This window comes from Streptomyces albidoflavus, assembly GCF_000719955.1.
Lineage (GTDB): Bacteria > Actinomycetota > Actinomycetes > Streptomycetales > Streptomycetaceae > Streptomyces > Streptomyces albidoflavus.
The window spans coordinates 1-8,885 of record NZ_JOII01000065.1 but is presented as its reverse complement, the minus strand read 5'-3'; the positions used below and the strand labels follow the sequence as shown (position 1 = coordinate 8,885).

General features: G+C 73.7%; 6 protein-coding genes. 3 read left to right on the top strand and 3 right to left on the bottom strand.

Translation table 11 applies throughout. The features are described 5' to 3' along the window. Positions 1-1,370, bottom strand: a 1,370-nt coding sequence (locus IF45_RS0130615) for a sigma-70 family RNA polymerase sigma factor (RefSeq protein ID WP_037638836.1), incomplete at its 3' end; no start/stop codon positions are given. Positions 1,371-1,866: 496 nt separating this feature from the next. Further along, on the bottom strand, positions 1,867-2,610 hold the full coding sequence (locus IF45_RS0130610) for a TetR/AcrR family transcriptional regulator (protein WP_003949564.1): 744 nt from the start codon (positions 2,608-2,610) through the stop codon (positions 1,867-1,869). A 334-nt stretch (positions 2,611-2,944) separates the two neighbouring features. Between IF45_RS0130610 and IF45_RS0130605 the strand changes: the two genes are divergently transcribed. Together IF45_RS0130605 and IF45_RS0130600 are read left to right on the top strand one after the other, a co-directional pair. After that, a complete protein-coding gene (locus IF45_RS0130605; RefSeq protein ID WP_008411148.1) occupies positions 2,945-4,429 on the top strand; it encodes an NAD(P)/FAD-dependent oxidoreductase in 1,485 nt (494 codons plus the stop codon). Between the two features lie 270 nt (positions 4,430-4,699). After that, positions 4,700-6,352 carry an ATP-binding SpoIIE family protein phosphatase gene (locus IF45_RS0130600; protein WP_030310838.1) on the top strand — a complete coding sequence of 551 codons (1,653 nt, stop codon included), beginning with the start codon at positions 4,700-4,702 and terminating at the stop codon, positions 6,350-6,352. Between the two features lie 58 nt (positions 6,353-6,410). Here IF45_RS0130600 and IF45_RS0130595 read toward each other — a convergent pair whose 3' ends face one another. Then, positions 6,411-7,733 (bottom strand): MFS transporter, encoded by a 1,323-nt coding sequence (locus IF45_RS0130595; RefSeq protein WP_003949567.1) that lies wholly within the window; start codon positions 7,731-7,733, stop codon positions 6,411-6,413. Positions 7,734-7,850: 117 nt separating this feature from the next. On the opposite strand from IF45_RS0130595, the gene IF45_RS0130590 reads away from it, so the two are divergent. Next, on the top strand, positions 7,851-8,396 hold the full coding sequence (locus IF45_RS0130590) for a MarR family winged helix-turn-helix transcriptional regulator (RefSeq protein ID WP_003949568.1): 546 nt from the start codon (positions 7,851-7,853) through the stop codon (positions 8,394-8,396). Positions 8,397-8,885 lie beyond the last annotated feature (489 nt).

Here is an 8,885-nt window from a genome sequence, read left to right as displayed (position 1 = left end):
GTCGGGGTCGGGGTGGGGGTCGGCTCGGGGGTGGGCTCCGGTGCCGGGGGCGGGGCCGGAGCGGGAGGTTCCGGCGCCGGGGAGGGCGGCGGTGGCTGGGGGATCGCCGGCTGGGCGACCGGGGGCTTCTGGCGGGGCGGCTTGGCCGGGTCGCTGTCGCCGATCAGGACGAGGGCCAGCGCGACCCCCGCCGTGACGGCCAGCGCCGTGCCGATGCCGATCTTCACCGGGGTGCTGGCCCCTTCCGCGGCCGCACCCCCCGCCGCGCCCCCGGAGGCCGCCGCCGAACCGGCTCCCGCCGCGCCCGCCGCACCGCCGCCGATCAGCGCCATCACCTTCGCGTACCCCGCCGCGCCGAACCAGCCGATCACCGCGACCGGGACGACCGCCGGGATGCCGCCCGCGACTTCCTTGATCTGGAGCGCCGCCAGCCGGCACTGCGAGCACTCCTTGAGGTGCGTCCGCAAGCCCTGCTCGGCCCGCGCACGCAACCCGCCCCGGGCGTACGCCCCCAGCCGGTCCGCGTACCGGGCGCACTCCTCGTCCCGCGTGAGCGCCGTACTGACGTGCGCCTGGAGGTACGCCTGCTTCAGTCCCTCGCGTGCGCGGGAGGCGAGCACCCGGGTGCCGTTGGCGTCGAGCCCGAAGAGGGTCGCCACCTCGCTCGGCGACTCGTCCTCCACCTCGGTGTGCCAGAGCACCGCCTGCCACCGCTCGGGCAGCGTGCGGAAGGCGCGCATCGCCATCGACTGCTCGGCCTCGTGCATCGCCAGCACGTCCGCGCCGAGGTCGAGGGTGTCCTCGTCCGACACCTCCGCCGTCCGCGCGGCCTGCGCGGCGAAGACCGCGAAGTCCTCGACGAGTTGCTCCCGCCGGGCCGTGCGCGTCCAGCCGGCCGCCACCCGGCGCACCGTGGTGAGCAGATAGGCGCGGACCGCGTGGGTGGGCCCCGCGCCGCCCCGCACCGCCTGGAGCGTCCGCGCGAACACCTCGGCGGTCAGGTCCTCGGCCGTGTGCGCGTCCCGGCAACAGGTCCGCGCGTACCGGCGGACCGCCTCGGCATGGCGCCGGTACAGCTCCTCGTACGCCCCGTCGTCGCCGCCGCGCATCCGCAGGACCAGGGTCGCGTCGGGCACCGGGCCGTCCGGGAGTGGCGCGGGCGACTCCGCCTCGGCCAGTTCGCGCCGCCGCTGCTCGGGCACGCCCGCGAGGTCACCGGGGGCCGGACCGTCGAGCGGCGGGCGCGCCGGGCCGCCGGAGGGCGTCTGCCCCCAGCTCGCCTGGCCGCCGCCCCCCTGTGCGGGCACCTGGCCCTGCTCGTATCCCTCGGACGTACCGCGGCCCGTCCGATTCGGACCCTCATCCTTCATGGCGGAAGCCCCCGCTGGCCGACCCGTAAACGCTTGCGGGCGAAAGCCTGGCACAGGCCGCTCCCCCCGATCCTCCACACGCATCCGGATCACTCGTCCGAGGGGTTTTCGCGGCCTTTCCCTTCACACCGGCCCAGCCGGCGGGGGATCATGCGCCGCGCAGCCGGGGGAGAGGGCGGAGCAGGTCGCCGGCGCCCCCTCTCGTGCCTGGTGGCGGAGCCGGAAGCCGGCGGAGGCGCCCGGGGCGCACAGCCCGGGAGGGCGCTCCGTCCCACGCCTCGGGTTCACGCGGAGGCGGGCACGTCGCGGGCCTCTCGTGGGCACGCCGGAGCGGGAACGGGACCGGGGCCCGGAGACAGGGCCGCGCCCCGGTCGCGGGTGGCACGCCCACCCCGGTCGGCCCGCGCCCCGCCCAGGCAGGAGCGGGCGGAGCCGGCGGGCGGCAGCGGAACAGGGCCCGATCACCGGCCCGGTGCGATCACGGCGAACTCCCGGCTCAGGCAGGCCGCGAGCGCAGGCCCTCCAGCAGGATCTCCAGCAGCCGCTCGGAGGCGGCGGCCTGCTGGGCGGTGTCCGGAAGCGCCGGCGCGGCCGTGGCGATGACCAGCAGGACGTCGGCGACGGTCACGTCGGACCGCAGCTCGCCCGCCTCGCGGGCCCGCTCGACCAGCCGGCCGACGACGTCGAGCAGCGCGCCCGTCCCCGCCGAGTCCTGCTCGGCGTCGGGGACCTCCCGGGGCTCGACCAGCCGCAGTTCGCCGCCCGTACCGGGCTCGGCCTGCCGCTGCTGGGGCACCCGGGCGGGGTCCTGGCCGGTCAGCGCCGTCCCCACCTCGACGCGGAGCATCCGGGGCGGCAGCAGCCGGCCCGCGCCCGACTCGACCGAGGTGCGCAGGAACCGGGAGAGCGCCGACCACGGCTCCTCCTCCTGGCCCAGTGCCGTCCTCGCCTGGTCGGTCAGGCGGGCCGTCTCCTCCTCGGCGATCCGCCGGACCAGCACGTCCTTGCTGGGGAAGCGGCGGTAGACCGTGCCGACCCCGACGCGGGCGCGGCGCGCGACATCCTCCATCGGCGCCCCGTACCCGAGCTCACCGAAGACCTCGCGGGCGGCGCGGAGCACGTGCTCCAGATTGCGCTGGGCGTCCACCCGCAAGGGTGCCGAACGGCCGGCCGGGCCGGTCGGTGCGGTTCTGGGGGCCGTCGATGTCGTCGCCGGCCACTGAGAGTCCTGAATATGCATGCGTTCCCCCGGTCATGGCGTCTCCCCCCGGAGACTCCCCGCCATATGTGAGTCGCGAGTCTGAGGAGCGGCCAGCCTGCGGGCACCCCCCAGCACCCCGACGGCTCACGAACATAGTTGAGCCGGAGTCAATTCAGAAGAGGCCCGTTCCGGGCGTGGCGCGCACTGATCGAAGTACGCACCGGTTCACCCCGCAATGCACCCCCTGTGACCGCTGGTTACCACCGGGCTGACCTGCGTAACTTCGAATCCGGCCAACCTCGGGCGCCTCCCTGGCCGTTCGGGCTGTCCAGTCATACGAATCGTCGGGCCTGTGGACAAAGTCCGTCCGCCGATGCGTCATGGGAAGGTGAAGGCCTCGAAATCCCGGGACACGACCTCCGGCAGCGCACCCGCACGCATCCTCATCGTGGGCGGCGGCTGCGTCGGCATGTACACCGCTCTGCGCCTGCGCGCCAAGAGCAGACCCCGGGAGACGGAGATCGTTCTCGTCGCCCCCGAGCCGTACATGACGTACCAGCCGTTCCTCCCCGAGGCGGCGGCCGGCTCCATCTCGCCGCGCCATGTGGTGGTGCCGCTCCGCCGCGTGCTGCGCGGCTGCCGCCTGCTGGTCGGCGAGGCCGTCACGGTCGACCACGCCGCGCGCACCGCCCACGTCCGCACCAAGGCCACCGACGACGAGGGCACCGGCCCGCTCGAAGTGGGCTACGACGAACTGGTCATGGCCCCCGGCTCGGTTTCGCGGACCCTCCCCGTGCCCGGCCTCGCCCACCACGGCATCGGTTTCAAGACCGTCGAGGAGGCCATCGGCCTGCGCAACCACGTCCTGGAACAGATGGACATCGCCTCCTCCACCCGCGACCCCGCCCTCCGCGACGCCGCCCTGACCTTCGTTTTCGTCGGCGGCGGCTACGCGGGCGTGGAGGCGCTCGGCGAACTGGAGGACATGGCCCGGTACGCCACCCGGCACTACCACAACATCCAGCCCGAGGACCTGAAGTGGCTTTTGGTCGAGGCCGCCGACCGGGTCCTGCCCGAGGTCGGCCCCGACATGGGCCGCTACGCGCTGCGCGAGCTGCGCCGCCGCAAGATCGACGTACGGCTCACCACGCGCCTGGAGAGCTGCGAGCGCCGGGTGGCCGTGCTCAGCGACGGCTCCCGGCACCCCACCCGCACCCTGGTGTGGACCGCCGGCGTCAAACCCCACCCCCTGCTGGCCGCGACCGACCTCCCGCTCGACGGGCGGGGCCGGCTGCGCTGCACGCCCGAACTGGCCGTCGTCGGCACGCCGCACGCCTGGGCGGCCGGGGACGCCGCCGCCGTACCCGACCTCACCGTGGGGCCCGTGGTGCAGGAGCCGGCCGCCGGAGCGGGCGCCCCGGGCGGAGCGGACGGCGACCCCGCCCCCGAACCTTCCACGCGCCCCTCCGCACCCCCCGGTGCGCGCGAATGCGCCCCCAACGCCCAGCACGCCGTCCGCCAGGCCAAGGTGCTCGCCGACAACCTGCTGGCCACGCTGCGCGGCGAGGCCCCGCAGCCGTACCGGCACGCCTACGCCGGATCGGTCGCCTCGCTGGGGCTCCACAAGGGCGTCGCCCACGTCTACGGACGCAAGCTGAAGGGCTACCCCGCGTGGCTCATGCACCGCGCCTACCACCTCGGGCGGCTCCCCACCTTCAACCGGAAGGCCCGTGTCCTGGCCGAATGGACCCTCTCGGGCCTCTTCAAACGCGAAGTCGTCTCCCTCGGCTCCCTGGAGCACCCCCGTGCGGAATTCGAACTCGCGGCCGGGAACAAACGCCCGGACGAGTCCTCCTGACGCCGATACGGAACCCCCTTCGGACAACTGGCGTCTGACGGAATCGACCGGGTGCGCCCGGCCGGCCGTGTGACGATGGTCCGGCTCCGGACCGCCGGGCACCGCCCGGCCGCCACCGGCCGTGGACGGGCGACGCCCCACCGGAAGCGACACAGCAGGCATGATCCAGCGCCCACCGGGAATCCCCCGTTCCGGCCCCCACCCGGACCGGGCGGTCCCCACCCGCCCCCTTCCTCACTCCCCGCACACGACAACACGAGGCGAGAATCGGTGAACTTCACGCGATGGAGCCCCCGGTTCCCCGGCGCCCAACGCCGCACCACCCGGCGCGCCGACACCGGCGCCGTCCCGGCCGCCCGCGCGGGCACCGCCCCCACCGGGCCCGCCGCCCGCCTCGAAGACCTGCCCGTACGCGCCGTCCTGGACCGCGTCCCGGCCCTGGTCGCCGTCCTCCAGGGCCCCGCGCACCACATCGCGTACGTCAACGACGCCTACACCGAGGCGTTCGGCGTCCGCCCGATCGGCACCCCGGCCGAGGAGACCATGCCGGAGCTCGAGGAGCTGGGGCTCCTCCCCCTCCTCGACCAGGTCCTGCGCAGCGGCCGCCCCCGCACGGTCAAATCACGCCGACTTCCCGGCGGCCGCTCGTACACCTTCACCTGCACCCCGATCACCGTCCCCACCGCCGACGACGGCGCGCGGGCCGAGGACGGCGACCCCAAGAGCGCCGAGTCCGGCGTCCTCGTCTTCGCCGCCGACGTCACCGACCAGGCCGACGCCGCCGAACGGCTGCGCGCCAGCGAACGCCGCCAGCGCGAGACCGCCGTCACCCTCCAGCGCTCCCTCCTCCCGCAGGAACTCGAACAACCCGACGACCTGCGCATCGCCGCCACCTACCAGCCCGGCGGCGCCGACGCGGCGGTCGGCGGCGACTGGTACGACGTGATCACCCTCGGCGGCGGACGCACCGCCCTGGTCATCGGCGACGTCATGGGCCGCGGGGTCCGCGCCGCCGCCGTCATGGGCCAGCTGCGCACCGCCGTCCGCGCCTACGCCCGCCTCGACCTGCCCCCGCACGAGGTCCTCCAGCTCCTCGACGGCCTCGCCACCGAGATCGACCCCAGCCAGATCGCCACCTGCGTCTACGCCGTCCACGACCCCAACGAGGGCCGCCTCGTCTACGCCTCCGCCGGCCACCTGCCGATCCTGGTCCGCGACGAGCACGGCGCCATCCACCGCGCACCGGAACCCACCGGTCCGCCCCTCGGCACCGGCGGCTGGCTCCACACCTCCGACACCATCCCGCTCGCCCCCGGCTCCACCGCCGTCCTCTACACCGACGGGCTGGTCGAGCGCCGCGACGCCGACATCGACGAGGGCCTCCACCTCCTCGAGGCCGCCCTCGCCGGAGCCACCGGCAGCCCCAAGGTCGTCTGCGACCGGCTGATGCGCGCCCTGGGCGTCACCGAGACCCACGACGACGACGTCGCCGTCCTCGTCCTCCAGCACCCCGCCCGCGCCGGCGGGGACGCGGAACTCTTCCGGAACGCCGCCCTCGACCTGCTCGGCGGCATCGAGGCCGCGCCCCGGGCCCGTGCCTTCGCCTCCGGGGTCCTCACCAGCTGGCGGTTCCCGCCCGACCTCCACGACCTCGGCGTCCTGGCCGCCAGCGAACTGGTGGCCAACTCCCTCCAGCACGGCACCCCGCCGATGCGCCTCAGACTCCGCAGAACCGACCGCCGCCTGATCATCGAGGTCACCGACGGCGACGACCACCTCCCGCGCCGCCGCCGCGCCGAGGCGGGCGACGAGGCCGGCCGGGGGATCGCGATCATCGCCACCATCGCCTCCAGCTGGGGCAGCAGACGCACCCCGGGCGGCGGCAAGTCCGTCTGGTGCGAATTCGCCCTCCCCACCACCTGACACACGAAAGCGCGCCCGCCCCCGGCCAGGGAACGGACGCGCTCCGTACGGCTCGGCTCTACACCCGCGACGGCGTCGACCCGGCCGTCCCCACGGCCGGTACCACCGCCACGGCGCCCTCCTCGGGCCGCCCCACCGCGACCACCCGGCTCCCCACCGGCTCCGGCTTGTCCTGCTGCGGCAGCAGCACCCGCCCCAGCCGCAGCGCCAGCACCGAGATCAGCAGCGAGAACAGCACGAACGTCACGATGTACGGCCCGTGCAGCGTCGCCCCCATCGGCCCGCCCACCGCGGGCCCCACCGCCAGCGCCAACTGCTTCACCAGCGCGAAGGCCGAGTTGTACTGCCCCACCATCCGCGCCGGAGCCAGGTCCGCCACCAGCGGCGCCACCGTCGGCGCCAGCATCGCCTCACCGAGCCCGAACAGCGCGTACGTGGAGATGAAGGCGGCCGTCGCCATCGCCTCGCTGCCGTGCCCGAGACCGGCGTAACCGGCCGCCAGCCAGGCCACCGTCCAGATCAGCCCGACCAGCGCCACGACCCGGCTGCGCCGGCGCCGCTCGACCAGCTTGAGGACCGCGAACTGCGCGATCACGATCATCGCGGTGTTGGCCGCCAGCGCCACACCCAGCGTCGACGGGGAGATCCCGGCCGCCTCCACGCCGTAGGCGGACAGGCCCGACTCGAACTGGCCGTAGCAGGCGAAGAACAGCACGAAGCCCAGCACGCACAGCTGCACCATGGCGCGGTGGCGGAGCAGCGCCCGCAGGCCCCCGCCACCGGCGGAAGCCTCGGCTCCGGGCGCCTGGTCGGTGATGACCGGGCTCTGCGGCAGGCGCACGGTGAGCGCGACGCCGGCCAGCACCAGGAACATCACCGCTTCGATCGAGAAGAGCAGCAGGAACGACCCCGCCCGGTGCTCGTCCACGATCTGGCCACCGATGAGCCCGCCCACGCCGAGGCCGAGGTTCTGCAGGAAGAACTGCATGGTGAAGGCCCGGGTGCGGGTCAGCGGCGTGGAGCACCAGACGATCATCGTGGCCAGGGCCGGCTGGAGCACGGCGGAACCGGCGCCCAGCAGCGTCGCCGCCAGCACCGCGGTCACCGCGGTCGAGGCGAACCCCAGGCAGAGCGCGCCCACCGCGCCCAGGACGGAGGCGGCCACGACGACGGGCAGCGGCCCGCGCCGGTCGATCACCCGCCCCACCACCGGCAGGACGACCAGCGCCGCCATCGCGAACGCGGCGAGGACGAACCCCGCCGTACCCGCACCCAGCCCACGCACCTGCGCCACGTAGACGTAGAGGAACGGGACCGTGAACCCGATCCCGAACGCAGCGAGGGCACTGCCCAGCTGAATCCTGTGCAGTGCCGCACCCATCGCCCTGGTCACTTTCACCTGCCTTAGAGTCGTAAGACTTCAGAGCTAAACTTCGAAGCTAAACGATACACACTGAAGGACTTCAACGCCAAGGCGAGCCGTGCCATACTGCCGCCCATGGCCGACACCCCTGACGCCGAGCCGTCCATCGAGGAACAGATCGCCGCCTACCAGCGGGAGTTTCAGGACCTCGACCCCCAGGTGGAGCAGATCGTCTCGGCCCTGGGGCGCCTCAACCGGCGGATGAACGTCGCCTACAACCGGCAGACGGCCGCCCTCGACCTCACCAACGCCGAGTGGGAGGTCCTCAAGGCCCTCGTCCTCTCCGGCGCCCCGTACCGGCTCGGCCCGGGCGAGCTGGCCAGGCGCCTGGGCCTCACCCCCGCCGCCATGACCCACCGCATCGACCGCATGGTCGCCGAGGGCCTGGTCACCCGGGACCGCGACGAGGCGAACCGGGTCCGGGTCATCGTGGAGATCACGCCCGAGGGCCGCGAGAAGTGGCTGGACGCCATGCGGCTCGCCAGTGTCTTCGAGGAGGAGCTGCTCCAGGACCTCGACGGCGGCGAGCGGAACAAGCTCGGCGAGGTCCTGACCCGGCTGCTGCGCAGGGTCGAGGACGCCCAGCCGGACGCCGAGGGCCGGCTCGCGGACCTGGACTGAGAAGGGCCGCAGGACGGGGTTGACACGCCCCGGCCGGATCCGTAAGGTACTCCGAGCTGCCACAGCCCGACAGGTGCTTCGGGCAGCACCTCAGCCGCGCAAGGTCGCGGCACTCCACACCCCAGCAACATCCCTCCCGGGAAGATTTCCGGCATGCCGTCATGGCTGCCTGGAATTCACTTTCCGGGGCTGACGCATCTCGCCCGGACCGCATCGGCCCGATTATGAGTTGCGGCGGGAATCCACTAGGGTTCTGGACGTCGGAACGGCCCAACAGCCGGGAAGACGAAACCCGCTGACTGGGAATCAGGCCCGAAAGGATCTGATAGAGTCGGAACCGCCGGAAAGGGAAAAGCGAAGCGGAAACGCGGAGCTGGAACCGGAAAGGCGCCGAGGAAATCGGACGCGAAAGAGTCTGATAGAGTCGGGAACACGAAATACCGAAGGGAAGCGCCCGGAGGAAAGCCCGAGAGGGTGAGTACAAAGGAA

What these genes read in the sequence shown, in the direction of transcription:
- IF45_RS0130610 (WP_003949564.1), bottom strand. Translation starts at nt 2,610, where the DNA reads ATGCATATTCAGGACTCTCAGTGGCCGGCGACGACATCGACGGCCCCC.
- IF45_RS0130605 (WP_008411148.1), top strand. Translation starts at nt 2,945, where the DNA reads ATGCGTCATGGGAAGGTGAAGGCCTCGAAATCCCGGGACACGACCTCC.
- IF45_RS0130595 (WP_003949567.1), bottom strand. Translation starts at nt 7,733, where the DNA reads ATGGGTGCGGCACTGCACAGGATTCAGCTGGGCAGTGCCCTCGCTGCG.
- IF45_RS0130590 (WP_003949568.1), top strand. Translation starts at nt 7,851, where the DNA reads ATGGCCGACACCCCTGACGCCGAGCCGTCCATCGAGGAACAGATCGCC.